Origin of the sequence: Lichenibacterium ramalinae (assembly GCF_004137085.1) — a bacterium.
Classification (GTDB): Bacteria; Pseudomonadota; Alphaproteobacteria; order Rhizobiales; family Beijerinckiaceae; genus Lichenihabitans; species Lichenihabitans ramalinae.
The window spans coordinates 269,290-294,140 of the sequence record NZ_QYBC01000001.1 but is presented as its reverse complement, the minus strand read 5'-3'; the positions used below and the strand labels follow the sequence as shown (position 1 = coordinate 294,140).

General features: G+C 72.6%; 22 protein-coding genes. 11 read left to right on the top strand and 11 right to left on the bottom strand.

Going from position 1 to position 24,851, the window contains the following annotated elements; all coding sequences use genetic code 11:
• Positions 1–157: 157 nt before the first annotated feature.
• The 9 genes from pbpC to D3272_RS01340 form a co-directional block, all read right to left on the bottom strand.
• Positions 158–2,338, bottom strand: coding sequence for a penicillin-binding protein 1C (gene pbpC, locus D3272_RS01380; RefSeq protein WP_129217277.1), 2,181 nt, complete (start codon positions 2,336–2,338; stop codon positions 158–160).
• Positions 2,307–3,554 carry a bifunctional glutamate N-acetyltransferase/amino-acid acetyltransferase ArgJ gene (gene argJ, locus D3272_RS01375; RefSeq protein WP_129217276.1) on the bottom strand — a complete coding sequence of 416 codons (1,248 nt, stop codon included), beginning with the start codon at positions 3,552–3,554 and terminating at the stop codon, positions 2,307–2,309. Before argJ ends, pbpC begins: the two co-directional genes overlap by 32 nt.
• A gap of 110 nt (positions 3,555–3,664) precedes the next feature.
• A complete protein-coding gene (locus tag D3272_RS01370) occupies positions 3,665–4,846 on the bottom strand; it encodes a patatin-like phospholipase family protein (protein WP_165361165.1) in 1,182 nt (393 codons plus the stop codon).
• Between the two features lie 131 nt (positions 4,847–4,977).
• Positions 4,978–6,216: an ATP-binding protein gene (locus tag D3272_RS01365; protein WP_129217274.1), complete on the bottom strand. Its 1,239-nt coding sequence runs from the start codon at positions 6,214–6,216 to the stop codon at positions 4,978–4,980.
• Positions 6,213–6,944 carry a response regulator gene (locus D3272_RS01360; protein ID WP_129217273.1) on the bottom strand — a complete coding sequence of 244 codons (732 nt, stop codon included), beginning with the start codon at positions 6,942–6,944 and terminating at the stop codon, positions 6,213–6,215. Before D3272_RS01360 ends, D3272_RS01365 begins: the two co-directional genes overlap by 4 nt.
• Positions 6,945–7,057: 113 nt before the next feature.
• A complete protein-coding gene (locus D3272_RS01355; protein ID WP_245496312.1) occupies positions 7,058–7,714 on the bottom strand; it encodes a Fic family protein in 657 nt (218 codons plus the stop codon).
• On the bottom strand, positions 7,711–7,908 hold the full coding sequence (locus D3272_RS01350; RefSeq protein ID WP_129217272.1) for a hypothetical protein: 198 nt from the start codon (positions 7,906–7,908) through the stop codon (positions 7,711–7,713). The genes D3272_RS01355 and D3272_RS01350 overlap by 4 nt, the downstream gene beginning before the upstream one ends.
• 139 nt (positions 7,909–8,047) lie before the next feature.
• A complete protein-coding gene (gene gshB / locus D3272_RS01345) occupies positions 8,048–8,995 on the bottom strand; it encodes a glutathione synthase (RefSeq protein WP_129217271.1) in 948 nt (315 codons plus the stop codon).
• 186 nt (positions 8,996–9,181) lie between these two features.
• Positions 9,182–9,931: a Crp/Fnr family transcriptional regulator gene (locus D3272_RS01340; protein WP_165361164.1), complete on the bottom strand. Its 750-nt coding sequence runs from the start codon at positions 9,929–9,931 to the stop codon at positions 9,182–9,184.
• Between the two features lie 161 nt (positions 9,932–10,092).
• On the opposite strand from D3272_RS01340, the gene D3272_RS01335 reads away from it, so the two are divergent.
• Positions 10,093–10,863 (top strand): Crp/Fnr family transcriptional regulator, encoded by a 771-nt coding sequence (locus D3272_RS01335; protein WP_129217269.1) that lies wholly within the window; start codon positions 10,093–10,095, stop codon positions 10,861–10,863.
• Here the strand turns inward: D3272_RS01335 and D3272_RS01330 are convergent.
• Positions 10,839–11,231 (bottom strand): response regulator, encoded by a 393-nt coding sequence (locus D3272_RS01330; protein ID WP_129217268.1) that lies wholly within the window; start codon positions 11,229–11,231, stop codon positions 10,839–10,841. The two genes, D3272_RS01335 and D3272_RS01330, sit on opposite strands and share 25 nt — an antisense overlap.
• A gap of 395 nt (positions 11,232–11,626) precedes the next feature.
• On the opposite strand from D3272_RS01330, the gene D3272_RS01325 reads away from it, so the two are divergent.
• From D3272_RS01325 to D3272_RS01315, 3 genes are read left to right on the top strand one after another with little or no spacing between them, the layout of a single operon-like run.
• Positions 11,627–12,313 (top strand): gluconate 2-dehydrogenase subunit 3 family protein, encoded by a 687-nt coding sequence (locus tag D3272_RS01325; RefSeq protein ID WP_207210097.1) that lies wholly within the window; start codon positions 11,627–11,629, stop codon positions 12,311–12,313.
• A complete protein-coding gene (locus D3272_RS01320) occupies positions 12,310–13,860 on the top strand; it encodes a GMC family oxidoreductase (protein WP_129217267.1) in 1,551 nt (516 codons plus the stop codon). Before D3272_RS01325 ends, D3272_RS01320 begins: the two co-directional genes overlap by 4 nt.
• Positions 13,857–15,158 (top strand): family 1 glycosylhydrolase, encoded by a 1,302-nt coding sequence (locus D3272_RS01315; protein ID WP_207210096.1) that lies wholly within the window; start codon positions 13,857–13,859, stop codon positions 15,156–15,158. Before D3272_RS01320 ends, D3272_RS01315 begins: the two co-directional genes overlap by 4 nt.
• 122 nt (positions 15,159–15,280) lie before the next feature.
• Here D3272_RS01315 and D3272_RS01310 read toward each other — a convergent pair whose 3' ends face one another.
• Positions 15,281–17,068: an ABC transporter ATP-binding protein gene (locus D3272_RS01310; protein ID WP_129217266.1), complete on the bottom strand. Its 1,788-nt coding sequence runs from the start codon at positions 17,066–17,068 to the stop codon at positions 15,281–15,283.
• A gap of 460 nt (positions 17,069–17,528) precedes the next feature.
• Here D3272_RS01310 and ffh point away from each other — a divergent pair, with 460 nt between their 5' ends.
• From ffh to D3272_RS01275, 7 genes are all read left to right on the top strand, one after another.
• Entirely contained in the window at positions 17,529–19,100 is a 1,572-nt protein-coding gene (gene ffh, locus D3272_RS01305; RefSeq protein ID WP_129217265.1) for a signal recognition particle protein, read from the top strand.
• A gap of 23 nt (positions 19,101–19,123) precedes the next feature.
• Positions 19,124–19,390 carry a hypothetical protein gene (locus D3272_RS01300; protein WP_129217264.1) on the top strand — a complete coding sequence of 89 codons (267 nt, stop codon included), beginning with the start codon at positions 19,124–19,126 and terminating at the stop codon, positions 19,388–19,390.
• Between the two features lie 3 nt (positions 19,391–19,393).
• Complete coding sequence (rpsP, locus tag D3272_RS01295) at positions 19,394–19,738, top strand: 30S ribosomal protein S16 (protein ID WP_129217263.1); 345 nt, start codon at positions 19,394–19,396, stop codon at positions 19,736–19,738.
• A gap of 460 nt (positions 19,739–20,198) precedes the next feature.
• A complete protein-coding gene (locus tag D3272_RS01290; protein ID WP_129217262.1) occupies positions 20,199–21,311 on the top strand; it encodes an NAD-dependent epimerase/dehydratase family protein in 1,113 nt (370 codons plus the stop codon).
• The gene (locus D3272_RS01285; RefSeq protein ID WP_129217261.1) at positions 21,311–22,390 is read left to right on the top strand and encodes an NAD-dependent epimerase/dehydratase family protein; all 1,080 of its coding nucleotides are present in this window, start codon (positions 21,311–21,313) and stop codon (positions 22,388–22,390) included. The genes D3272_RS01290 and D3272_RS01285 overlap by 1 nt, the downstream gene beginning before the upstream one ends.
• Positions 22,387–23,676 carry a TIGR04295 family B12-binding domain-containing radical SAM protein gene (locus D3272_RS01280; protein ID WP_129217260.1) on the top strand — a complete coding sequence of 430 codons (1,290 nt, stop codon included), beginning with the start codon at positions 22,387–22,389 and terminating at the stop codon, positions 23,674–23,676. Before D3272_RS01285 ends, D3272_RS01280 begins: the two co-directional genes overlap by 4 nt.
• Entirely contained in the window at positions 23,673–24,836 is a 1,164-nt protein-coding gene (locus tag D3272_RS01275) for a glycosyltransferase family 4 protein (RefSeq protein WP_129217259.1), read from the top strand. Before D3272_RS01280 ends, D3272_RS01275 begins: the two co-directional genes overlap by 4 nt.
• Positions 24,837–24,851 lie beyond the last annotated feature (15 nt).

The following is a 24,851-nucleotide window of genomic DNA, read 5'->3' as shown; positions in this document are numbered from 1 at the left end:
ACCCCGCCCTAGACCAGGAGCCGAAACTTGGATTTGAAATTACAGGACGGTAAGGCGCCCCGTAACCCCGGCGGGGGCTCGGGGCGCAACATCAGCGGCGCTGTGGCATTTGTGCGACGTCCGGCCCGGCGGGAGGGGAGCTGGCGTGGTCACATTCTTAGCGCAGCCGCACCGCCGCGCCCGCCTGGCGGCCGGTGGCGTCGACGACGGTGAGCCGCGCGAAGCCCGCGCCGTCCGGCTGCCAGCGGGATTCGCGGCGTGACGAGCCGCCGGCCGGCAGGCCGTTGACGAACCAGGTGAAGGGCGGCGCGCCGCCTTCCGCCTTCAGGGCCAGGGGATCCGGCACGCCGTTCGGGTCGGCGAGGCCGAGGTCGACCGTGGCGCCGTCGGGCGGATAGGCGATGCGCAGGGCCGGCGCGGCGCGGGCGCAGCCGGCCGCCCCGGGCGCGACCCCGCAGGCGACCTCCCCCTCCAGGCGCGGCGTCGCCAAGCGGCGCAGGGGTTGCGGCAGGGGTTGCGGCAGGGCGGCCTCGGGCGCCGGGACGCCGGGCGGGCGCGGGGGCGGTTCGAGCGGGCCGGGCAGGCGCGCCGCGGCGTCGAACAGCAGGGGCGCCGCCGCCTGCCGCCCGACGAGGCCCGGCACGGCGCCGTTGTCCGGCCGCCCGAGCCACGCCGCCAGGGTGAAGCGCCGGCTGAAGCCGAGCGCCAGCGCGTCGCGGAAGCCGTAGGAGGTGCCGGTCTTGAAGGCGAGCCGCCCGGCGAGGCCGTTGGCGGGCGGGGCCGCGCCGCGCAGGATGTCGCCCACCGCCCAGGCCGAGACGGGGTCGGTTAGGCTCCGCCCGGGCGGCCGGGGGGGCGGCGGCGGTTCCAGCCGCTCGACCAGGGCCGGCACCGCGCCGCCCCGGGCCAGCCCGGCATAGAGCCGCGCGAGGTCGACGAGGCGGATCCCGAGCCCGCCGAGCGCCACGGCAAGGCCGGGCGGGTCGGTGCCGGGCAGGGCGGTCGGCACCTCCACGTCGGCGAGCCGCGCCAGGAACCGCGCCGGCCCGACCCGCTCCAGCAGCGCCACGGCCGGCAGGTTCAAGGACTGCTGGAGGGCGCGCCGCGCCGTCACGGTGCCGGTGAAGGCGTCGTCGAAGTCCGCCGGCCCGTAGGCGCCGAAATGCGTCGGCCGGTCCTCGACCAGCGTGTCGGGCGCCGCCGCCCCGTCCTCGAAGGCCATGGCGTAGACGAAGGGCTTCAGCGCCGAGCCAGGCGAGCGCCAGGCCCGCGCCATGTCGATGCCCCCGGCGCTGGCCGCGGCGCCGGGGTCGGCGGTGCCGACATCGGCCAGCAGCTCGTCGCTGGCATTGTCGATGACCAGCAGCGCACCCGACACGGCCGGGCCAAAGCGGGCGGCGTGGCGGCGGACGAGCGCCTCGAGGTTCGCCTGCAGCCGCCCGTCGAGCGTCAGCCGGATGCGCCGGGCCGTGGGCGCCGCGGCCCGGGCCTCGCCGGCGGCGTGGAAGGCGAGGGCGGGCAGGGGGTGGCGCGCGCCCGGCACGGGTTCGGCCCGCGCGGCCGCGACCTCGCCCGGGGCGGCGAGGCCCAGCGCCTCCGCCCGCGCCAGCACCCTGTCCCGCGCCGCCCGCGCACGGGCGGCCTGCCGGTCCGGCCGGCGGCGCTCCGGCGCCTGGGGCAGGGCGACCAGCAGCGCCGCCTCGGCGAGCGTCAGGCGGTCCGGCTCGTGGCCGAACCAGGCGAGGCTGGCGGCCCTGACCCCCTGGAGGTTGCCGCCATAGGGGGCGAGGCGGAGGTAGAGGTCGAGGATGCCGGCCTTGCCGAAGCGCCGTTCCAGCGCGAGGGCGCGGATGGCCTGGCCGGCTTTGGCACGCAGCGAGCGGGGGCGCGGCGCGAGGAGCCGGGCGACCTGCATCGACAGGGTCGAAGCCCCCGACACCACCCGCCGCCGCCACGCCCACTGGGCGGCGGCGCGCAGGGCGGCGCGGGGGTCGATGCCGGCGTGGTCGGCGAAGCGGGCGTCCTCGACGGCGGTGAGCAGCGTCAGGAAGCGCGGGTCGACGTCGCGGCCGGCGACCGGCAGGGACCAGCGCCCGTCCGGCGTGGCGAAGGCGCGCAGCAGGCGCCCGTCGCGGTCGACCACGAGGGTCGAGGGCGCGGGCGGGACGAGGTGGGCCTCGGCGCGCCGCACGGCGCCGTCCAGGCAGAGGGCGCCGAGGAGGGCGGCCAGCACGAGGGCAGCCAGGACGAGAGCGGACGGGACGCGGGCGAACGGGAGCCGCCGCGGCGGCCCCGCGGGCTTCGGATCAGGAGCGGTAGTCGCCGTTGATCTCGACATAGAGTTTGGTCAGGTCGCAGGTCCAAACGGTGGCGCGTCCCGAGCCTAGGCCGATGTCGACCCGGATGTCGATGTCCTGGCCGCGCATGTAGCTGGAGGTGGCGGCTTCGTCGTAGGCGGGGTCGCGCAGCCCCTCGGCGGCGACCCGGATGGGCCCGAACCAGATGGCGAGCCGGTCGCGGTCGGCGGCCTCGCCGGCCTTGCCGACGGCGGCGACCACCCGGCCCCAGTTGGCGTCCTCGCCCGCCACCGCGGTCTTGACCAGCGGCGAATTGGCGATCGACAGCGCGATGCGCTTGGCGGAGGCATCGCTTTCGGCGCCCTCGACCCGCACCGACACGAACTTGCGGGCGCCCTCGCCGTCCTTGACGACGAGGTGGGCGAGGTCGAGCAGCAGCCCGTCCAGCGCCGCCGCGAAGCCGGCCAGCCGCGGGTCGGCGGGATCGGCGATGGCGGGGGCGCCGCGCTCCGCCGCGCCCCCGGTGGCGAAGAGCATCAGCGTGTCCGACGTGGAGGTGTCGCTGTCGACCGTGATGCAGTTGAACGAGGCCTCGACCCCGCGCGACAGCAGCGCCTGCAGCGCCGGGGCGGCGATCGGGGCGTCGGTGAAGACGAAGCTCAGCATCGTGGCCATGTCGGGCGCGATCATGCCGGCACCCTTGGCGATGCCGTTGATCGTCACCGGCACGCCGCCGATGTCGGCCGTGGCGGTGGCGAGCTTGGGAAAGGTGTCGGTCGTCATGATGGCGCGGGCGGCCTCGGCGATGCCGTCCTCGCGCGCCTCGGCGACGAGCCTGTCGAGCACGCCCTCGAAGCGCGACGCGTCGAGCGGCTCGCCGATGACGCCCGTCGAGGCCAGGAAGATCTCGGCCGCCGTCGCGCCGCTGGCGCGGCCCGCGATCTCGGCGGTGAGTCGCGTCGAGGCGACGCCGGTGCGTCCCGTGAAGGCGTTGGCGTTGCCGGAATTGACCACGAGGAGCCGCGCTCTGCCGCCGCCGAGGTTCGCCCGGCACCAGTCGACCGGGGCCGAGGGGCAGCGCGACCGGGTGAAGACGCCCGCCACCGCGGTGCCTTCCGGCAGCACCGCGACCGTGACGTCGGTCCGCCCCTTGTAGCGGATGCCGGCCTCGCCGGCCGCGAAGCGCAGCCCCGCGATGGTCGGCATGGCGGGCGTCGCCGTGGGGGCGAGCGGCGAGACGGGGACGGAAGGAGCCATGGATCTGCGGTTCCGGTGGCGGCCGCGGCCGCGGACCCGGCCCTTCTAGAGCAGGATCGGGTCCGTTGGAATCGCCTTGGCGCTTCCGGGCCGACGTCGCCGCTGCCGCGCTACGGCTGGGCCGGCACGGCCAGCCCGGCGAGGTCGCGGTGCCAGACCGTGCCGTCCCGCGCCTCGCCGGTGCCGACGGCATAGACCCGGTCCATGTACGAGGCGGCGAAGGGCGTCGTGGGGTCGTAGGCCACGGCATGGTCGATATAGGCCAGCGAGAAGGCGACGCCGAGCCGGCGCGCCGCCTCGCTGGCCGCCGTCACGGTGGCGTTGGTCTGGCTCTTCATCACGGTGGCGAGCGACCGGTAGGCGATCGGCAGCGTCCCCCGGGCCGTGACGGTGAACTCGGGCGGCAGCGTGTTGTTGACCACCGCCCAGATGTGGAGGCGCCGGCTCGGGAAGGCGGCGGCGAAGACGTCGGGCCGCAGGTAGATCTGGGCCGTCGCCACCCCGTCGACATGCATCTCCTCCAGCGCGCGCGCGCCGGCCTCGGCCCGGATCATCACCGGAGGGAACACCGCCGGCACGCTGGCGGAGGCGACCAGCACGTCGCGGAACAGCGCGGGCGCGTCCGGCCGGCCGCTCGCCGCGATGGCCCCCATGTCCCACACGACGGGCCGCTGGGCGTCGAGGTTGGTGGTCACCACCAGCAGGCGCCGCCCGCGCCGGTGCTCGGCCGCGATCGCGGCGATGAAGTCCGGCGTCGCATAGGCCTCGACCATGCGGCGCAGCGGCCCGGGGTCGAGCAGCCCGTCACCGGTCGCGATGGCGACGATGTTGGCGGGCTCCGCGACGCCGCCCGCCCCGTCCCCGGTGTAGAGCCGCGCCAGCACGGCGTCGTAGGCCGGCCCGAGGAAGGCGAAGGGCGCGATGAGCGCGCCGGTCGACACGCCCGTGACGACGTCGAAGGCGGGGCGGTCGCCGCGCCGCGTCCAGCCGTCGAGCAGGCCGGCCGCGAAGGCTCCGCCGGCGCCGCCCCCCGAAAGGGCCAGCACGTTCACGTCGCGCCCCATGCCCCGCGCCGGGGCGGGCAGGACGGCCCTGGCGACGGCCCGCGCCGGCGCGTCGCCCCACACCCGGACGGCACCGAAGCCCGGCACGGCCGCCACCGCCTGGTCGGCGGCCGTGAAGGCGTCGCGCCCGCCCAACGCGCAGGCGCCGAGCGCCAGCGACAGGGCGAGGGGAAGCGCGAGGGCTGCGGCGCGGCGGGCGCGGCGCCGCGGCCCTGGCGTCGCCGTCACGTGGGGCTCGGGGATTGCGTCATGGGCGGGTGTTCCGGAAGCAGGCTCGGGCTTGGCCATAGCGGCAGACCGCCGCTTTGGCGAGGCTCGCGCAACGGAAACAGTGGGTCCCCCGGCCTGCGCCGGCCTGATCAGGCGGCCGGCAGGGCGATGCGGCAGCACAGGCCGTGCGGCAGGCGGTTGCTCAGCGTCAGCGTGCCGCCATGCGCCGCCACGATGGCCTGCACGATCGGCAGCCCGAGCCCGAAGCCGGACGGCTGCGGCCGGTTGCCGTCGTCGGTCCCGCGGCGGAACGGCTGCATGACCTCGTCGAGCCGCTCGGGCGGAATGCCGGGGCCGTCGTCGCTGACCGTCACGGCGACGGTACCGTCGGCCTCGCGGCTGAGCTCGACCAGGGCCTCGGCCTCGACCCGCGCGGCATTGTCGACGAGGTTGCCCACGGCGCGGCGCAACTCGTCCTCGTGTCCCCGGATCACGAGGTGGTCGGGCCCGCCGTAGCGGGCGCGATGGCCGAGGTCGGCCGCCTCGTCGCAGACGGTGCGCAGCAGGCTGGCGAGGTCGAGCCGCGCCGGCACCCGTTCCACGGCCCTGTCGCGGATGAAGGACAGCGCGGCATGGACCAGCGCGTCCATCTGGCCGAGGTCCCGCAGCATGAGCTCGCGCAGCGGCGGATCGGCGACGAATTCGGCCCGCAGCCGCAGCCGCGTGATGGGGGTGCGCAGGTCGTGGCTGACGGCGGCCAGCATGTCGGTGCGCTCCGCCATCATCCGGGCGATGCGTGCCTGCATGCGGTTGAAGCCGCGCGCCACGGTGGCGATCTCGGTGGCGCCCGTTTCGGGCAGCACGCGGGGCTTGCCGGCCAGCGACGCCGCGTCGAGGGCGACGCCGTCGAAGGCTTCCGCCACGCGGCCGAGCGGGGCGGTGACGCCCCGCACGGCCCAGACCACGAAGAGCGTGGTCGACAGGGCGATGAAGACCAGGGTGCCGGAGGCCAGGACGGACGGGTCGGGCCCGCTCCTCCGGGACGCCGTGTCGGCGAGCGTGACGGCCGCGCCGCCGCGCAGGGCGACGCGCCGCCGCCCGGGACCCGCCGGCGCCCCGGACGCGTCGGGGCGGATGTCGAGGGCGGGATCGGAGCGGGCGAGGGCGTCGACGACGGCGGCGCGCCCGTCCGGCGCGGCCGCTTCGAGGACGCCGACCGCGTAGTCGAGCCGGTTGACGAGGGCGGGATGCATGGGCCGGAACCAGCCGTTGCGGTTCAGCAGGAACACCCCGCTCATGCAGAGGTGAAAGATGAGGGCCGACAGCGTCACCAGCAGCATGAGCTGGGTGGCGATGCGCCCGGGCAGCAGCCGGCCCGGCGCCCTCACGGCTCCGCCTCGACGCCGGGCGAGAAGATGTAGCCGCTGGACCGCACCGTCTGGACGAAGTCCGGCTCGCGCGGGTTGCGCTCGATCTTGAGGCGCAGGCGGCTCACCACGATGTCGATGCTGCGATCCTGAGACACGCTGCCGGGCCCCTGCGTGAGGTCGAGCAGGCGCTCGCGCGACAGCACCCGGCCCGGGTGGTCGCAGAACGTCGACAGGAGGTCGAATTCCGCGCTGGTCAGGGCCACGCGGGTCCCGTCGGGGTCGGTCAGGCGGCGGGCGCCGCGGTCGATGGTCCAGCCGGCGAAGCGCAGCACCCGCGGTGGCCCGGCGGCCGGCGCGGGGCCGGGCCCGACGCCCTGTCGGCGCAGCACGGCGCGGATGCGGGCCAGGAGTTCGCGCGGGTTGAAGGGCTTCGGCAGGTAGTCGTCCGCCCCCATCTCGAGGCCGAGGATGCGGTCCACGTCCTCGCCCTTGGCCGTCACCATGATGACGGGCGGCCCCCCGGCATTGCGCAGCCGCAGGCAGAGCGACAGCCCGTCCTCGCCCGGCAGGTTGATGTCGAGCACGACGATGTCGGGGCGGCGCTGCGCCATGCGGCGGTCCATGGCGACGCCGTCCCCGGCGATCTCGGTGGAGAAACCGTTGTCGCCGAGGTAGCGGGCCATCAGGGCGCTGATGTCGGCATCGTCCTCGACGATCAGCACGAGAGGGTCGTCCACCGGCGTCATGATCGGAAGCTCCCGGGTGATCCCATGGCGATGCTCGTGCTGATCGCAGCAGAGTGTGGAAGCTTTGAGGAGGGTGGGTATCGGTCATGTTTCGACGATGACCGGGGCCGCCCTCAATTGGCTGCGGCAGGGGCTGCGCCCCTGAGTTGACGCTCGAGCATCGCTTCGAGCATCGATTCCATGCCCGACAACGCAAGAAAGCCTCGCTTCCACGAGTCGTCGGCCTCCTCCAGAACCTTGTAGTAGGGCTGCTTGTCCGCCGCGATCTGCTCTGGAATCGTCGGTGAGCCCGGCAGGACATACCCAAGCTTCGCGCTCAGGACCATGTAGCAGATCGTTCTTGCCGTGCGGCCGTTCCCGTCAGCAAAGGGATGGATCCAGTTGATCCGCCACAGAACATAAGCGGCAAGTTCAGTGGCATCGATACCGTGCCAGTATTCATCGATATGATCGCACATCCCAAGGACAAAATCCGGGATATCTGCAGGTCGAGGGGGGATATGCTGACTTCCCTGAATTGTGACGTGTTCGTTTCTATACGAACCGGCTTGAATATTGATGCCGTCCAAGGCAACTTTGTGCAGACCTTTGATCAAGGTCGGTGTGAGGAGCAAAGGTCGATCGGGTTTCGCGATATGGGCTTGGATGATGTCCAGGGCTGATCTGAATTGACGGATGCCGTTCTCGGCCTCTCGCCGTGCCTTCATCGACGGATCGGTGATCAGATCAGCCGGGTTTGGCTTGCTGCGCCGATCCTCGAACTCACTCAAGACGGCTGCACGAGGTCGACGGTCTCCTCGCGCGACACTTTCGCATCGGCCTCTGCAACGATGTCCCGCGTGATGCGCTCGTTCTCGATGTGCGTGTTGCCGTAAACGAAGCTCAAGCGCTGCTCGCGCTTCTGCGCTTCGTCCATCGTGATGGTCCGGGTTTGGTTTATCAGAGTCTCGAGCGCATCGGACATGATCGTCTTCCAAATCGTCTCGGTCAGCCGGCCATGGCCAGGGATCACGACGCGGCTTAGCGAATCAACCGGAGGAGCCGCGAAACAGTTTCACGTCTTGCCTCGGTCCGACCCGCCCCGGATCGGGAAGGGGGGGCCGTCAGCCTTTGCCCACCTTGCCCTCGATCGCGTCCCACACGGCCTCGGCGAGGTCCGGGCCGCCGAGGCGCCGGATGGCGCGAAGCCCCGTCGGCGACGTGACGTTGATCTCGGTGAGGTTGCCGTCGATCACGTCGATGCCGGTGAAGAGCAGGCCGCGGCGCTTCAGTTCCGGCCCGATGATGTCGCAGATTTCCCGCTCGCGCGCCGTGAGGTCGGTGGCCCCGGCCGCGCCGCCCCGCACCATGTTGGACCGGATGTCGTCGTCGGCCGGGACGCGGTTGACGGCGCCCATGGCGACGCCGTCGACCAGGATGATGCGCTTGTCGCCCTTGGTGACCTCCGGCAGGAAGCGCTGCGCCACCCAGGGCTCGCGGAAGGTGGCGGTGAAGAGGTCGAACAGCGAGCCGAAGTTCGGGTCCCGCCGCGACACCTTGAACACCGCCGCGCCGCCGTTGCCGTAGAGCGGCTTCATCACGATGTCGCCGTGCTCGGCCCGGAAGGCCTCGATGGCGGCCCGGTCGCGGGAGATCAGCGTCGGCGGCATCAACTCGGGAAAGTCGAGCACGAAGAGCTTCTCGGGCGCGTTGCGCACGCCCGCCGGGTCGTTGACGACGAGCGTCTTCGGGTGGACGCGCTCGAGGAGGTGGGTCGAGGTGATGTAGGCGAGGTCGAAGGGCGGGTCCTGGCGCAGCAGCACCACGTCGACCTCGGCGAGGTCGGTGTGCCGCGGCTCGCCGAGCGTGAAGTGGTCGCCCGCCGCGTCGCGCACGGCGAGGGGCCGCATCGGGGCGAAGACGCTGCCGGCGCGCTGCGAGAGGGTTTCGGGCGTGTAGTAGAGCAGCGCGTGGCCCCGCGCCTGGGCGGCCAGCAGCAGGGCGAAGGTGGAATCGCCTGCGATGTTGATGCGGTCGATGGGATCCATCTGGACCGCGACGGTGAGACCCATGGCGTGTTCTCGAGACTGAGGCCGGCCCGCCGGCGCGTGAGGGCTCGCGGCGCGGCGCGGTGCCCGGCGCCGCCGAGACCCTGCCGCGCCGGGACCCTGCGCGGCACTGTGCCGACGCGCGGCCTTTCGTCAACAGCCGCGCGTCGCCGCGCCGTCTCGCGTCGCGCCGGCCGGGCGGCCGGGCGGTCACGCGATCAGGCGGTCGTCCCCGAAGCTGTCCGCCGGGGCCTCGCCGAGGCCGAGATAGGCGGGGTCGAACATGGAAGCGGCGGCGAGGCGCTCGGGATTGGGGATGTCGACGCGGCGCCGATCCCAGCGGATCAGCCCTTCCCCGCGCAGCTGCTGCAGCGTCCGGTTGACGTGGACCACCGAAAGCGCGGTCGTGTCGCCGATGTCGTACTGGGTCAGGGGCAGGTCGTAGCTGTGGCCCTGCGCGGCGCCGATCGCCCGCATCCGCACCAGGAGCTCGCACAGGAGGTGCCCGATGCGCTGGTAGGCGGTGCGGCGCCCCACATTGACCAGCCATTCCTGCAGGATGGCCTCGTCCGTCACCGTGGCGAGCCGCAGGGCGCGGTCGATGGCGGGCCGCCGCCGGGCGAGGTCAAGGAAGGCGTCGCGCGGGATCTGGGCGACGGCGCAGGGCGTGAGGGTGCCGATCGTGCTGGTGGCGGCCCGCATGGCCCCGTCCTGGAGGCCGAAAAGGTCGCCGGGGATGAGGTAGGCGGTGATCTGGCGCTGCCCGCCCGGCAGCAGGCGGTAGCGGCAGGCGAAACCGCGCAGCACCGCCAGCACGGAGTCGCAGGGGTCCCCCTCGCGCACCATGTCGCAATCGGGCCCGACGCAGACCGCATCTGCCGCAAGGGCCGCGAGGTCGGCAACATCGGCGTCCGGCATCGGCCCATACACCTGCAGCTTTCGGCCGAACTGATCCGCCATGAATCGGTCCTGCATTGGAAAACTCCCAAATCTATATCGATGAATTTGGTCAAAGTCTACGTAAACTTAAATTATCGTCAGATGATGCAAGGTCCTGTATTTGATCCTACTGCGACGTCCTGTAAGATCACGGCAGCGTCGCTTCCGCAGGGGACAGTCCTATGCAAGCCGAACGTCGTCGCGGATGGAGAGACGCCACGGGGAGCGTCGACCAGAGATCCTGCCGCAACCGCCTCCTGGCCGTCATGGCTTCGGAGGACTTCGACCTGCTGCCGCTGCAGCCCGTGACCCTGTCGCTGCACGAGGTGCTGCTTTCGGCCGAGAAGCCGGCCAGCCACGTCTGCTTCGTGGAAAGCGGCTTCGCATCCGTCACCACCGACGAGGCCTTGGGCCAGGTCGAGGTCGGCATGATCGGTCGCGAGGGGCTGATCGGCGCCGTCCCGGTCCTGCTCCGGGCCGACCGCAGCCCCCTGTCGTGTTCCGTCCAACGGCCGGGACAGGGCTATCGCGTGGCCGTGCCCGACCTCGAATCCGCCGTGGCCCGGAGCCCGGGGCTCCACGCCCTGCTGCTCCGCTACGTGCAGGCCGTCGTGGTGCAGGGCGCCTTCACGGCCTACAGCAACGCGGGTTTCACCATCGAAGTCCGGCTCGCGCGCTGGCTGCTGATGTGCCACGACCGGTCGGACGACGACGTCCTGCTGGTGACGCACGGCTTCCTGTCGACCATGCTGGGGGTGCGACGTCCCGGCGTGACGGTGGCGGTGCAGGTCCTCGAAGGGCACGGTCTCGTGCGGGCGCGGCGTGGGCGCATCACCGTCCTGGACCGGGCCGGGCTGAGGGCGCTGGCGGGGCGAAGCTACGGCCTGGCCGAGGCCGAATACGAGCGGCTCCTGCCGGCCAGGGGCGCTCATGCGGTGACGGCGCCGGTGTGAGCTTCCCGCCGGGGCAGGGCCGCCTCGACGGCGGCGAGCAGGACCGGCATGTCGGCCGGCTTCCGCAGCCACGGCACGCCGTCGAACTCGCCCGGAACCCCGCTGGCCGCGTAGCCGCTGTGCACCACGATCGGGATGCCGCGGCGCCGGATGTCGCGCACGAGGTCGGTGCACATGCGGGCCCGCAGCACGACGTCGAGCACGACGACGTCGGGCTGGGTGGCGGCGAGCGCGGCCGAGGCCCCTTCGGGCGACGCCACCCAATGCACCGCGAACCCCGCTTCGCTCAGCGCGTCCTCGACGTCCATGCCGACGAGGGCCTCGTCTTCGACGACGAGACAATGAGGATGGGAGGCCGGAACCCGCATCGCACCACCTTTCGGCTGACACCGTCGAGCGATTTGCGACAAAACTGTTCACCCGCGGCTCCGAGGCTGTCGAGCGTTTTCACGTCAAACACGGGTCTGGGTCCGATCGCGTACATTGGTCGCAGCGAAAATACTTGCATGTGTTATCGGGTTCAGGGCCGCGCCGCATCGGCCGACCCCATTTCAAGCCCGCCCGCTCCGCGCGGCTCCCGGCGGTCCCGCGGGGGCGGGGCCCGGGCGGGTCTGGCGGCGCCCCCCGTCGGGTGGGGCGGCGGCCCGTCGGCGGCGGCGCATCCGATGCGGCACTGCGGCCAAGTGGCCCCTCGACGGCGGACGGGCGCGCGCCATCTCGCCGGTGCATCATGCACTGCAACATGCGCGGGGACCGGGCCTCAGTGGACAAAGACACGACTGCGACGACAGCGCCGGGCACCGGGACGGCGACGGCCGGCCTGCGGGACCACCGCTACCCGGACGGCACCTTCGCGGCGCTGATCGCCACGCCCTTCGTCACCGCTCCGACCCGGGCGGCGCTGCAGGCACGCATGGACAAACCGCCGGTCATCGAACCACGGTTCCTCGCCGCGGGCGAATTCGCCCTGCTCGGCGCCGTCTGCGACCACCTGCTCGGCGAGACGGGCGAACGCCGCATCGACGTGCCGGGCGCCATCGACGCCCGCCTCGCCGCCGGCACGACGGACGGCTGGCGCTACGATGCGCTGCCGGACGACGGCAGTGCCATGAAGCGCGGCCTCGCCGGCATCGACGAGACGGCGCGCCTGATGGCGGGGGCGCCCTTCGCGGACCTCGCCGCGGCGGACCGCGAGCGGGTGATCGCCGCCGTAGCGGCCGGCGACCCTCCGGGCGAGACCTGGCGGGGGCTTCCAGCCCGAACCTTCTTCGAGGACCTCCTGGCGGCCGCCACCGAGAGCTTCTACGCCCATCCGCTCGCCCAGGAGGAGATCGGCTACGCGGGCTACGCCGACGCCCGCGGCTGGCAGGCCATCGGCCTCGACGAGCGCGAGCCGCGCGAGCCCGAACCCGTCGCCGCCGCCTTCGCCACCTCGGAGGGCCGGCCGTGAGCCGCGCCCCCTTCGCCCCGTCCGACGAGGTCGACGCCGTGGTGATCGGCACGGGCGCGGGCGGCGCGCCGCTGCTGGCGCGGCTCGCCTCAGCCGGGCTGTCGGTCGTGGCGCTCGAGGCCGGCCGGGCCCTCGACCCGGCGCGCGACTATGCCCGTGACGAGGAGGCCCAGGGGTTCCTCTTCTGGAACGACGAGCGCCTCAGCGCCGGCCGCGACCCCGTCGCCTTCGGCCGCAACAATTCCGGCACGGGCGTGGGCGGCTCCACGCTGCATTACACCGCCTATACGGTGCGGGCGCAGCCGGCGGACCTGCGCCTCAAGACGGAGTTCGGCGTCGGCGAGGACTGGCCCTTCGACTACGCGACGCTGGAGCCCTATTACGACGAGGTCGAGGCCACGGTGGGGGTTTCGGGTCCCTCGCCCTATCCCTGGGGCCCGCCCCGCACCCCTTACCCGCTGAAGCCGCTGCCGCTGAACGGCGCCGCGCAGCTGATGCAACGCGGCTGCGACGCGCTCGGGCTGCGCACCTCGCCGGCCGCCAATGCGGCGCTGTCGGGCTCCTATTCCAGCGACGGCACCGTCTTCCGCCCCGCCTGCCACGCCTGCGGCTTTTGCCAGGCGGGCTGCGCGACGGGCGCCAAGGGCTCGGCCGACGTCACCTGGCTGCCGCTGGCCCGCGCGGCCGGCGCCGAGATCCGCCCCGAATGTTTCGCGACCGGGTTCGAGCGCGACGCCGCCGGCCGCATCACGGCCGTGGTGTACCGCACGCCGGCGGGCGAGGAGCGCCAGCGCTGCCGCGCCGTGTTCCTCTGCGCCGGCGCCATCGAGACGCCGCGCCTGCTGCTGCTCGGCGGCCTCGCCAACGGCAGCGGGCAGGTGGGCCGCAACTTCATGGCCCATACGGGCATCCAGGTGTGGGGCCAGTTCGACGATTTCGTGCGGCCCTTCAAGGGGATCCCGGGCGGGCTGATCTCCGAGGACACGCACCGGCCGGCCGATGCCGACTTCGCCGGCGGCTACCTGCTGCAGTCGATCGGCGTCATGCCGGTCACCTATGCGTCGCAGGTGGCGCGCGGGCGCAAGTTGTGGGGGCCGCAGCTCCGCGCCCACATGCGCGGCTACAACAACACGGCCGGCATCAACATCCTGGGGGACTGCCTGCCCGACGCCGGCAACTACCTCGAACTGTCCGACGAGCCGGATGCCCGCGGCCTGCCGAAGCCCCGCGTGCACTTCACCATGGGGGAGAACGAGCGGCGCATGACCGACCATGCCGACCGGCTGATGCGGCGCATCTGGGAGGCGGCGGGGGCGCGCGACATCTGGTCCTTCCCGCGCAACGCCCACATCATCGGCACGGCGCGGATGGGCACCGACCCCGAGCGCTCCGTCGTCGACCCGGACGGGAAGGCGCACGACGTGCCGAACCTCTACGTGTCGGACAATTCCACGTTCCCGAGCGCGCTCGGCGCCAACCCGGCCCTGACCATCATGGCCCTGGCACTGCGGACCGCCGACCGGTTCCTGGCGAAACGCGGAGCGTGACGGCTGTGAAGAGCTTTCTCGACAAGCTGCAGGACCTCGAGGGCGGCGGCCGGCCCGGCGACCGGGCGGAGCGCGACGGTGCCTTCATGTTCGCCACCGGCATCGAATGTTCCTACCCCAAGGTCGACGGCGGCCGGTTGCGCCGCGACCTCCTCGCCGAATGCGGCCATTACGAGCGCTGGCGCGAGGACCTCGACCTCGTGAAGGGCCTGGGCCTGCGCTACCTGCGCTACGGCCTGCCCTACCACCTCACCCACCTCGGCCCCGGCCGCTACGATTGGAGCTTCTCCGACGTCGTCATGCAGGGCATGCGGGAGCGCGGCATCGTGCCGATCCTCGACCTCCTGCATTTCGGCGTGCCGGACTGGCTCGGCAACTTCCAGAACCCGGACCTGCCGGCGCATTTCGCCGAATATGCCGAGGCGGTCGCCCGGCGCTACCCGTGGGTCAAGCACTGGACCCCCGTCAACGAGATTTACGTGGCGGCCCGCGTCAGCGCCAAGGACGGCTTCTGGAACGAGCAGCTGAGGAGCGACCACGCCTTCGTGACGGCGCTGAAGCACCTCGTGGCGGCGAGCCTGCTGGCGGGGCGCGCCATCCTGCGCCACCGGCCGGACGCGCTCATCATCCAGAGCGAGAGCGCCGAATATTTCCACGAGCTGAGGGCGGTGCCGAGCCGCGACAACCGCATCGCCAACGCCATGCGCTTCGTGTCGCTCGACCTGCTCTACGGCAACCCGCCCGACGCCGAAGTCTACCGCTACCTGTTGGAAAGCGGCCTGACCAAGGGCGAGTTCGACTGGTTCATGAGTTTCGACGCGCCCGGCCACCAGGTGCTGGGCCTCGACTATTACGGCCGCAACGAGCGCCTGCTCAAGCCCGACGGCGGCGTGATCCCGGCCGAGGACGTGCTCGGCTGGTACCAGCTGGCGCGCCAATATTACCGCCGCTACCGCAAGCCGCTGATGCACACCGAGACCAACGTCTTCGACAAGCAGGCGGCGCCGGGCTGGCTGTGGAAGCAATGGATCAACGTGCTGCGCCTGCGCGGCGACGGCATCCCGGTGCTGGGCTTCACCTGGTACTCGCTCGTCGACCAGATCGACTGGGACACGGAGTTGCGCGAGAAGAACGACAGGGTGGTGAACTGCGGCCTCTACGACCTCGACCGCAAGCCGAACCCCGTGGCGCAGGACTACCGCGAACTCCTCGCCGAATACGGCGGCATCGGCCCCGTCGTGCATGCCGGCTTCCTGACGCCCGCCGACCTGCCGGCGCAGCCCCGCCGCGAGTCGTGAGGCTGGGGAAACCTCTGCCCGTCGCTCCTTCGGAGAGAAGGGTGCAGACCACGACAACCGGAGATCGACGCGATCGCCCGGTGCCGTGACGGAATGGCGGCGCCGAAAGGCGCCGCACTCTCTCACGGCCCCTCGGCCGGCACCGCCTGCCGCTCGAACAGCGCCCGGTAGGCGCCGTCGCGCCGCGCCAGGAGGGCGGCGTGGGTGCCGTCCTCGACGATGCGGCCGCGGTCGAACACCAGGATGCGGTCGAGCGCGCGGACCGTGGACAGCCGGTGCGCGACGACGATGGCGGTCCGCCCCCGCATCAGCCGCTCCATCGCCTCCTGCACGAGCGCCTCCGATTCCGAATCGAGGCTCGACGTCGCCTCGTCGAGGATCAGGATCGGGGCGTCGGCCAGGAAGGCGCGGGCCAGCGCCACCCGCTGGCGCTCGCCGCCCGACAGCTTCACGCCGCGCTCGCCGACCGGCGTGTCGTAGCCCCGCGGCAGCCGCGCGATGAACCCGTGCGCGTTGGCGAGCCGCGCCGCCCGCTCGATCGCCTCGGCCGAGGCGCCGGGGCGCCCGTAGCCGATGTTCTCGCGCAGCGAGCGGTGGAACAGCACGGGCTCCTGCGGCACGATGGCGACCTGGGCCCGCAGCGACGCCTGGGTGACATGCGCCACGTCCTGCCCGTCGAGCGAGATGCGGCCGCCGGTCGGGTCGTAGAGCCGCTGCACCAGCTTGACGAAGGTCGTCTTGCCGGAGCCGGAGCGCCCCACGAGCCCCACCCGCTGCCCGGCCGGGATCGCCACGTCGAGGTCCCGATAGAGCGGCGCGGCGTGACCCGGATAGTGAAAGGTCACGCCCTCGAAGCGCAGCGCGCCCGCCGCGACGGCGAGGGGCCGGGCATCGGCGCGGTCGGCGACGCCGAGCGGTTCGGCGTCGAGCGCCACCAGTTCCACCATCTCGTTGACGCCCCGCTGCAGCCGGTTGATCTGCTGGCCGATGTCGCGCAGGTAGCCGTGCACCACGAAATAGGTGGTCAGCACGTAGGCGATGTCGCCCGGCGCGGCGCGCCCGTCCCACCACAGGCGGAGCCCCAGCCCCACGATGGCGGTGCGGAACACCAGCAGGATCGAGAGCTGCAGCGTGCCGCTGAGGTTGCCGCGGCGCCAGGTTCGCCGTGTGCGCCGCTGCCACTTGGCGAGAACGCGGTCGAGCCGCGCCTCCTCCCGCGCTTCCGCCCCGAAGGCCTTCACCACGGCATTGTTGCCGACGGCGTCGCTGATCGCCCCGCTGATGCGGGTGTCCTGGGCGTTGGACAGGGCCGAGGCCGGCGCGAGGACGCGCGTCGTCAGCACCAGCACGGCCCCGATGTAGACGGCGGCGCAGAGCCCGACCAGCGCGCCCACCGAGGGCCAGCGCGCGCCCAGCAACGCCATGGTGCCGAGCAGCACGACGAGCGAGGGCAGGAAGGACAGGAGCAGCATGTCGTTGAGTTCGTCGAGCGCCCACATGCCGCGGGTGATCTTGCGCACCGTCGAGCCCGCGAAGCTGTTGGCGTGCCATTCCGTCGACAGGCGCTGCACGCGGGCGAACCCGTCGCGCGCCATCTCCGCCATGGTGCGCAGCGTGAGCGGGATCACCAGCCGCCAGGCGAGGTGGCGCAGCGCCACCGCGCCGAGGCTCAGCGCCGTCATGGCGGCGAAGGCCGGAAGCGCCGCCCGCAACGCGACGGCGCGGTCGGCCCCGCCGAGCGCGTCGACGAGGCGGCCGGCGTAGAAGGGCAGGAAGACGTCGGCCAGCGTCGACACCGTGATGGCCGACACCAACCCGGCGACGAGGCCGGTGCGGCGACGCCATCCCCGGACGACGAAGGGCAGCACGCTGCGGAACGCATCCGCGCGGCGGGACGAACGGTCAGACATGGGAATTCCGGGCACGCCCGCGGTGCCACGGCGGACGCGGCGCGAACGTGGATCGTCAGGCGGAAAGAAGGAGGTGTATCGAAGGGTCGCGGCGCCTTACGACGCGGCGAAACCCGGGCGCATGGCGCCGAAGGACCGGGGAGACACGATGTGCTTGGCCATGAAGCTCTCCCCCGGTTCACGTGGATACACCATGACGCCTAGCAGAGCCCGGCGTGACTTGCAACCGCTCGTTCAGCCGGTCCGTTCGCTTGGGCATTGACAGCCCGCCCGCCGATCGCCTAAAGCGCCCTCACGGCTTTTCGAGGCCCGCCAACGCCGACCGTGCCCCGAGCGCGGAGGCGAACGTCCGACAGCGCTTCAGCGCCCTCGGGCGCGCTCTGCTTTGGCTTTTCAACAGGGCCCGTCGACCTCGGCACATCGCCGGTCGGGCGGGTCGATCACCGGGCCGGAGGTTTCCATGTTCGAAGGACTGACAGAGAAGCTGTCCGGCATCTTCGACGGGCTGACCCGCCGCGGTGCCCTGACGGAAGCCGACGTCACCGCCGCCATGCGCGAGGTGCGCCGCGCCCTGCTGGAGGCCGATGTCGCGCTCGACGTGGTGCGGAGCTTCACCGACAAGGTGAAGGAGCGGGCCGTCGGCGCCAATGTCGTGAAGTCCGTCACGCCCGGCCAGATGGTCGTCAAGATCGTGTCGGACGTTATGGTGGAGACGCTGGGCTCGGACGCCCAGCCCATCGACCTCGACGCCCCCGCTCCCGTCGCCATCATGATGGTCGGGCTCCAGGGCGCCGGCAAGACCACCACCACGGCCAAGATCGCCAAGCGCCTCGTCGACCGGCAGGGCCGCCGCGTGCTGATGGCGTCGCTCGACGTGAAGCGCCCCGCCGCGCAGGAGCAGCTCGCCGTGCTGGGCCGCCAGGTCGGCGTCGACACGCTGCCGATCGTGGCGGGCCAGACGCCCGTGCAGATCGCCCAGCGGGCCGAACAGGCCGCGCGGCTGCAGGGCTACGACGTCGTCATGTTCGACACGGCCGGCCGCACCCACATCGACGAGCCGTTGATGGCCGAGATGGCGGAGATCAAGGGCGCGGCCAAGCCCCACGAGATCCTGCTCGTCGCCGACAGCCTCACCGGCCAGGACGCCGTCAACCTCGCCAAAAGCTTCGACGAGCGGGTCGGCATCACCGGCATCGTGCTGACCCGCATCGACGGCGACGGCCGCGGCGGCGCCGCGCTGTCGATGCGTGCCGTCACCGGCAAGCCCATCAAGCTGCTCGGCACCGGCGAGAAGATGGACGCGCTGGAGGACTTCCACCCGTCCCGCATCGCCGACCGCATCCTCGGCATGGGCGACATCGTCTCGCTGGTCGAGAAGGCGGCCGAGTCGATCGACGCCGAACAGGCCATGAAGATGGCCGAGAAGATGCGCAAGGGGCGCTTCGACCTCGAGGACCTGTCGAACCAGCTCGCCCAGGTCGAGAAGCTCGGCGGCATCGGCGGGATCATGGGCATGATGCCGGGCGTGGGCAAGCTGAAGCAGCAGATGGCCGACGCCAACATCGACGAGCGGGTGATCAAGCGCCAGCGCGCCATCATCTCCTCCATGACGCGCGAGGAACGCCGCAACCCCGACATCCTCAAGGCGTCGCGCAAGAAGCGCATCGCGGCCGGTTCCGGCATGAAGGTCGAGGACGTCAACAAGCTGCTGAAGCAGCACCGCCAGATGGCCGACATGATGAAGATGCTGGGCGGCGGCAAGAAGGGCGGCCTCGGCAAGATGGCGTCGATGTTCGGCCTCGGCGGGGCCGGCGGCATGGGTGGCGGCATGCCCGAGCCGACCGCGGCCGAACTCGAGGCCATGGCGAAGCAGCTCGGCGGCAAGGCCGGCGGCCTCGGCGGCGCCATGCCGCCCGGCTTCGCTTCGTCGCTCGGCGCCAAGCTGCCGCCGAACCTGCCGGGCCTCGGCGCCGGCGGGCGCCTGCCGGGCCTCGGCGGCGGCTTCAACCCCTTCGGGGGCAAGAAGAAGTGACCGAGAACGGCCCGACCTCCAAGATGTTCGCGGTGTTCAACGCCCTCCGCGAGCGCCTGTCCGCCGCCGACCTCACCTACGCGCCCGCCGCCTATCGCGACGACGCCATGTCGCTCCTCGTCAACGAGCCCGGTCACTATTGGGAGATCGACGTGCTCGCCGACGGCTCGGTCGACGTCGAGGTCTACGTCTCCCAGGGCCTCTCCGAGGACCCGATGGGCGACATCGACCGCCTCATTCAACGCAACAGCGATGAAGACCTGCTCCCCCCTCCTTCTGAAAGGAACTGAACCATGGCCCTGAAGATCCGCCTCGCCCGTTGGGGCGCCAAGAAGCGTCCGTTCTACCGCATCGTTGTCGCCGACGCCCGCGCCCCGCGCGACGGCCGCTTCGTCGAGAAGATCGGCACCTTCGATCCGCTGAAGCCCGCCGAGGACACGGCCCGCCTCGTCCTCGACGCCGAGAAGGCCAAGGACTGGATCTCCAAGGGCGCCCAGCCGACCGATCGCGTGCTGCGCCTGCTGGCGTCGGTGGGCGTCGGCGAGCGGCCGGCCCGCAACAACCCCGTCAAGGCCCAGCCGAAGAAGAAGGCGCAGGAGCGCGCCGCCGCCGAGGCCGCCAAGGCCGAAGCCGCCTGACGCATCCGCAAGGGATATGCGGGGCCGCCCTTCGGGGCGGCCCTTTCGCGTTTCGGGCCCCGATGTCCGGGTCGATTTTCCGCGCGTGGCGGCGATTTCGACCGCCGGACCCGCGGACCTTCCCGCCGCGTCCCGTCGAAGCGGCAGCGCGCCGTCGGCGGCCGACGTTTTTTGCCGGGCGGGCCGTATCGACCATGGTCGCCGACGTCCTAACCTATGATATGCTCTTGGGCGTGGCAGATGAGCCACGATCGTGCAGCAAGATGTCGCGAGATCTGGGGAATCGGGCCGAAACCATTGATCCCCGGCGCGGCGTCCAGCAAAGCTCGCCCACCGTCCGACAAGGCTGTCCCGGCATCGTGCGCCGGGGCTCGCGGGGGTAAACGGCAGGGGCCGGCACGGGAAACGGACGCTTTCCCCCGCCGGGCCGCGTGGCACGGCGTTGGGAGTGGGTTCGGGCATGGGCGAGACGGTTCTGATCACGGGCGGCGCGGGCTTCATCGGCCGGCACCTCGCCCGGGCCCTGCTCGACAAGGGCGACCGCGTCCGCGTCCTCGACAGCTTCATCGACCAGGTCCACCACGACCGCTCCGCCCGGGCGGAACTCGGCCCCGACGTCGACGTGCAGGAGGGCGACGTCCGGGACGGCGACGCCGTCGCGCGGGCGCTGAAGGGCGTCGACAAGGTGGTGCACCTCGCCGCGGAAGTCGGCGTCGGCCAGAGCATGTACGCGATCGACCGCTACGTGTCGGTCAACGACCTCGGCACCGCCACCCTGTTCCAGAAGCTGATCGACAACCCGGTGCGCCGTGTCGTCGTCGCCTCGTCGATGAGCATCTACGGGGAAGGCCTCTACCGCGACCGCGACGGCAAGCTCTACGAGGAGGTGCTGCGGAGCGGCCGCAACCCGGACGGCAGCTGGGACCCGCTCGACCCCGAGGGGCGCCCGATGGAGCCGGCCCCGACGCCCGAATCCAAGCGCCCGACCCTGGCGTCGGTCTACGCCATCTCGAAATACACCCAGGAGCGGCTCACCCTCACGCTCGCCCCCGCCTACGGCATGGAGGGCGTGGCGCTGCGGCTGTGGAACGCCTACGGCCCCGGCCAGGCGCTGTCGAACCCCTACACGGGCGTGCTGGCGATCTTCGCGTCGCGCATCCACAACGGCATGCCGCCGGTGATCTTCGAGGACGGGCAGCAGCGCCGCGACTTCGTCCACGTCTCCGACGTGGCCCGCGCCTTCATCCTGGCGCTCGACCATCCCCGGGCGGCGGGCGGCGTCTACAACGTCGGCTCGGGCGAGGACCGCACCGTGGAGGAGGTGGCGACGCTGCTCGCCGAATCCATGGGCCGACGCGACCTGCCGCCGGAGATCGCCGGGGTGGCGCGGGCGGGCGACATCCGCCACTGCATCCCCGACATCGACAGGATCTGCGAGGACCTCGGCTACGAGCCCCTGGCCGATTTCCGCGAGGGCCTCGCCGAACTCGCCGAATGGGTGGCGCGCCAGCAGGCCGTCGACCGCGTGGCCGAGGCGCGCCGCGAGCTCGAAGCGCGCGGCCTGGTGGTCTGATGGCGGGCGAAGTTCCGTCGCGCATCCTCGTCACGGGCGGCGCCGGCTTCATCGGTTCCAACCTGTCGGACCGCCTGCTCGGCCTCGGCCACCGCGTCACCGTCTATGACGCGCTGTCGCGCCCGGGCGTGGCCCGCAACCTTGATTGGCTGAAGGCGCGCCACGGCGACGCCCTCGACGTGGTGGTGGCGGACGTGCGCGACGGCGCCGCGCTGGCGGCGGCGGCGGCCGAGGCCGAGGCCGTGTTCCACCTCGCCGCCCAGGTCGCCGTCACGACCTCCATGGTCGATCCGCTCGCCGATTTCGAGATCAACGTGCGGGCGACCGTCACGCTGCTCGACGCGCTGCGGCGGCGGGACGTGCCGGTGCCGCTGGTCTTCGCCTCGACCAACAAGGTCTACGGCGACCTCGCCGACGTGGCGCTGCAGCTCACCAACGACGCCTACGTGCCGGCCGACCCGGCGCTGCGGGCGACCGGCATCGGCGAAGCGCGGCCGCTCGACTTCCACACGCCCTACGGCTGTTCCAAGGGCGCCGCCGACCAATACGCGCTCGACTTCGCCCGCAGCTTCGGCGTGCCCACGGCTGTGCTGCGCATGAGCTGCATCTACGGGCCGCGCCAGATGGGCACGGAGGACCAGGGCTGGGTGGCGCATTTCGCCATCCGGGCGCTCAAGGGCGAGGGTATCAGCCTCTTCGGCGACGGCTGCCAGGTGCGCGACGTCCTCGACGTCGACGACGCCGTGGACGCGTATCTGGGCTGCTGGCGCAACATGGACCGGGTGGCGGGCCGGGCCTTCAACCTCGGCGGCGGCCCCGCCAATGCCATCAGCCTGCGCCAGCTGCTGCGCCACATCGAGGGCCTGACGGGCCGGCCGGTCGCGGTGGAAAACCACGGTTGGCGGCCCGGCGATCAGCGCTACTATGTGTCGGACACGCGCCGTGTCGCCGACGCCCTGGGCCTGCGCCCCTGGCGCCCGTGGCGGGACGGCGTGGCGCGTCTCGTCGGTTGGCTGGCCGACGAGCACGGCATCGCCCTGGCCCCGGCCGAACGCATGACCGCAGGAGGCCCCGCATGAGGATCGCCCTCGTCAACCCGGCCTGGGACTTCGCGCAGTCGATCTATTTCGGCTGCCGCCACCCGCACCTGCCGCTGGAGCTCGGCTATGCCCGGGACCTGCTGGAGCGGGCCGGCCACGAGGTGCTGATGCACGACGGCCACCTCATGGACCTCACGACCGAGGCCCTGGCCGAAGCCGTGGCGGATTTCGCCCCCGCCATGACGGTGGTGACGACCGCCCCGTCCTACCTGTTCTGGCGCTGCGCCCCGCCCGAGCTGCGCAGCCCCCGGGCCTTCCTGGCCGCGCTCGGCACCCGCGGCGGTCGCACGGTGGCGATCGGCCCGCACGGCTCGGCGACGCCCGAGACGGCCCTGCGCAAGCTCGGTTGCGACGTGGTGGTGCGGGGCGAGTCCGACGAGGTCGTGGCGGCGCTGGCCGAGGCGACGGACCTCGCCCGCGTCCCGTCCATCGCGTATCGCCGGGGCGACGCCGTCGTCGTCACGGGCGCGCCCGCGGCCAGCCGCTTCACCGACGCGCCGGCCCTGCGCTGGGACCAGGGCTGGATCGACCGGCACCACCACCATCACCACCGCTACGGCAGCGAGGGGCACGGCCCGGGCGCCGAGGTCGAAGCGTCGCGCGGCTGCCCCTACCATTGCTCGTTCTGCGCCAAGATCGACTTCCGCGACAAATACCGGAAGCGCGACCTCGCGCCGCTGCTCGCCGAGATCGACGGGCTCGTGGCGCAGGGCGTCACCTACGTCTACTTCATCGACGAGATCTTCCTGCCGCAGAAGCCGCTGCTCGAGGCCCTGGTGTCGCGGCCGATCCAGTTCGGCATCCAGACCCGCATCGACCTGTGGAAGCCCGACATGCTGGACCTCCTCGGCCAGGCGGGCTGCGTGTCGATCGAGGCGGGCGTCGAGAGCCTCACGGTCGCGGGCCGGGCGGCGCTCGACAAGAGCTGCCGCATGACCACCGAGGACCTCGCCGAACGCCTGGTCCACGCCCGCCGCAGCGTGCCCTTCGTGCAGGCCAACCTGCTCGAAGTCGCCGGCGACGACCCGGCGCTCGTCGCCGAATGGCGCGACGGGCTGCGGGCCCGCGGCGTCTGGGCCAACGACCCCGTGCCGCTCTACCCCTATCCGTCCTCGCCCGACTACCGCCGCCTCTTCGGCCAGCCGGACGGCGAGGCGTGGGAGCGCGCCCACGCCCATTACCTCGCGCAATTCGACCGCATGAGCGAGATCCAGGACCAGCAGCCGCTGCCGCTCCACGCCCTCGAAGCGGCCTGCTGCCGATGACGGCGCCGGGCCGCCGCGTCCTGATGACGGCCGACGCGGTCGGCGGCGTCTGGACCTATGCGGTCGACCTCGGCGCCGCCCTGGCGCGGCGCGGCGACGACGTCACCCTGGCGGTGCTGGGCCCCGCGCCCACCGAGGCGCAGCGCCGCGATGCCGCCGCCCGGGGCCTCGCTCTCGTGGCGCTCGGCCATCCGCCGGACTGGCTGGCCGAAGACGCCGCCGCCGTGCGGGCGGGCGGGGCGGCGCTGTCGGTGCTGGCGGCCCGCGGGGGCGCCGACATCCTGCACCTGAACCACCCGGCGCTGGGCGCGGACTCGGCCTTCGCCTGCCCGACCCTGGCGGTGGCGCATTCCTGCGTGGCGACTTGGTGGGAGGCGGTGCGGGGCGGTGCCCTGCCGGCCGACTTCCGCTGGCGCGCCGCCCTGCACGAGGCCGGCCTCGCCGCCGCCGACGCCGTCGCGGCGCCGAGCGCCGCCTTCGCCGAGGCCACGCGCCGCGTCTACGGCTTCGGCACCGCGCCGCTCGTGGTGCCGAACGGCCGCGACGCGCCGCCGCTGGCCGCCGGGGCCGCCGCGCCGGCCGCCTCGGTCCTCACCGCGGGCCGGCTGTGGGACGAGGGCAAGAACCTCGCCGTGCTCGACCGCGCCGCGGCGCGCCTGCCGGTGCCGGTGGAGGCGGCCGGCCCGCTGCAGGGTCCCAACGGCGCCCGCATCGCGCTCCACCATGCGGTGGCGCTCGGCGTCCTCGACGCCGCCGTGCTGCGGGCCAAGCTCGGCGAGCGGCCGATCTTCGCCTCCGTCGCCCTCTACGAGCCCTTCGGCCTGTCGGTGCTGGAGGCGGCCCAGGCCGGCTGCGCGCTGGTGCTGTCCGACATCCCGACCTTCCGCGAACTCTGGGGCGATGCCGCGCTCTTCGTGGCGCCGCACGACGACCGGGCCCTGGCCGACGTCCTGCAGCGCCTGCTCGACGACCGGGACGAGCGCGCCGAGCGCGCCGCCCTGTGCCGGGACCGCGCGGCCCGCTACACGGTCGACGCCATGGTCGGGGCGACCCGCACCGCGCATGCGACGGCGGCCCAGATCCCGGCAGTCCCGGCGCCGGCTGCCCGTGCCACCGCTGCCGGTGCCTCCGGTACCTCGGCCGACCGCGGCGGACGTTGATGCCGCTTCCCGCCC

Excerpts from the sequence above, each read along its gene's own strand:
- ffh (WP_129217265.1), top strand. The coding sequence starts at position 17,529 with ATGTTCGAAGGACTGACAGAGAAGCTGTCCGGCATCTTCGACGGGCTG.
- D3272_RS01300 (WP_129217264.1), top strand. The coding sequence starts at position 19,124 with ATGTTCGCGGTGTTCAACGCCCTCCGCGAGCGCCTGTCCGCCGCCGAC.
- pbpC (WP_129217277.1), bottom strand. The coding sequence starts at position 2,338 with ATGTCGAGATCAACGGCGACTACCGCTCCTGATCCGAAGCCCGCGGGG.
- argJ (WP_129217276.1), bottom strand. The coding sequence starts at position 3,554 with ATGGCTCCTTCCGTCCCCGTCTCGCCGCTCGCCCCCACGGCGACGCCC.
- D3272_RS01275 (WP_129217259.1), top strand. The coding sequence starts at position 23,673 with ATGACGGCGCCGGGCCGCCGCGTCCTGATGACGGCCGACGCGGTCGGC.
- D3272_RS01310 (WP_129217266.1), bottom strand. The coding sequence starts at position 17,068 with ATGTCTGACCGTTCGTCCCGCCGCGCGGATGCGTTCCGCAGCGTGCTG.
- rpsP (WP_129217263.1), top strand. The coding sequence starts at position 19,394 with ATGGCCCTGAAGATCCGCCTCGCCCGTTGGGGCGCCAAGAAGCGTCCG.
- D3272_RS01290 (WP_129217262.1), top strand. The coding sequence starts at position 20,199 with ATGGGCGAGACGGTTCTGATCACGGGCGGCGCGGGCTTCATCGGCCGG.
- D3272_RS01330 (WP_129217268.1), bottom strand. The coding sequence starts at position 11,231 with ATGCGGGTTCCGGCCTCCCATCCTCATTGTCTCGTCGTCGAAGACGAG.
- D3272_RS01340 (WP_165361164.1), bottom strand. The coding sequence starts at position 9,931 with ATGGCGGATCAGTTCGGCCGAAAGCTGCAGGTGTATGGGCCGATGCCG.
- D3272_RS01350 (WP_129217272.1), bottom strand. The coding sequence starts at position 7,908 with ATGTCCGATGCGCTCGAGACTCTGATAAACCAAACCCGGACCATCACG.
- D3272_RS01360 (WP_129217273.1), bottom strand. The coding sequence starts at position 6,944 with ATGACGCCGGTGGACGACCCTCTCGTGCTGATCGTCGAGGACGATGCC.
- D3272_RS01335 (WP_129217269.1), top strand. The coding sequence starts at position 10,093 with ATGCAAGCCGAACGTCGTCGCGGATGGAGAGACGCCACGGGGAGCGTC.
- D3272_RS01280 (WP_129217260.1), top strand. The coding sequence starts at position 22,387 with ATGAGGATCGCCCTCGTCAACCCGGCCTGGGACTTCGCGCAGTCGATC.
- gshB (WP_129217271.1), bottom strand. The coding sequence starts at position 8,995 with ATGGGTCTCACCGTCGCGGTCCAGATGGATCCCATCGACCGCATCAAC.
- D3272_RS01285 (WP_129217261.1), top strand. The coding sequence starts at position 21,311 with ATGGCGGGCGAAGTTCCGTCGCGCATCCTCGTCACGGGCGGCGCCGGC.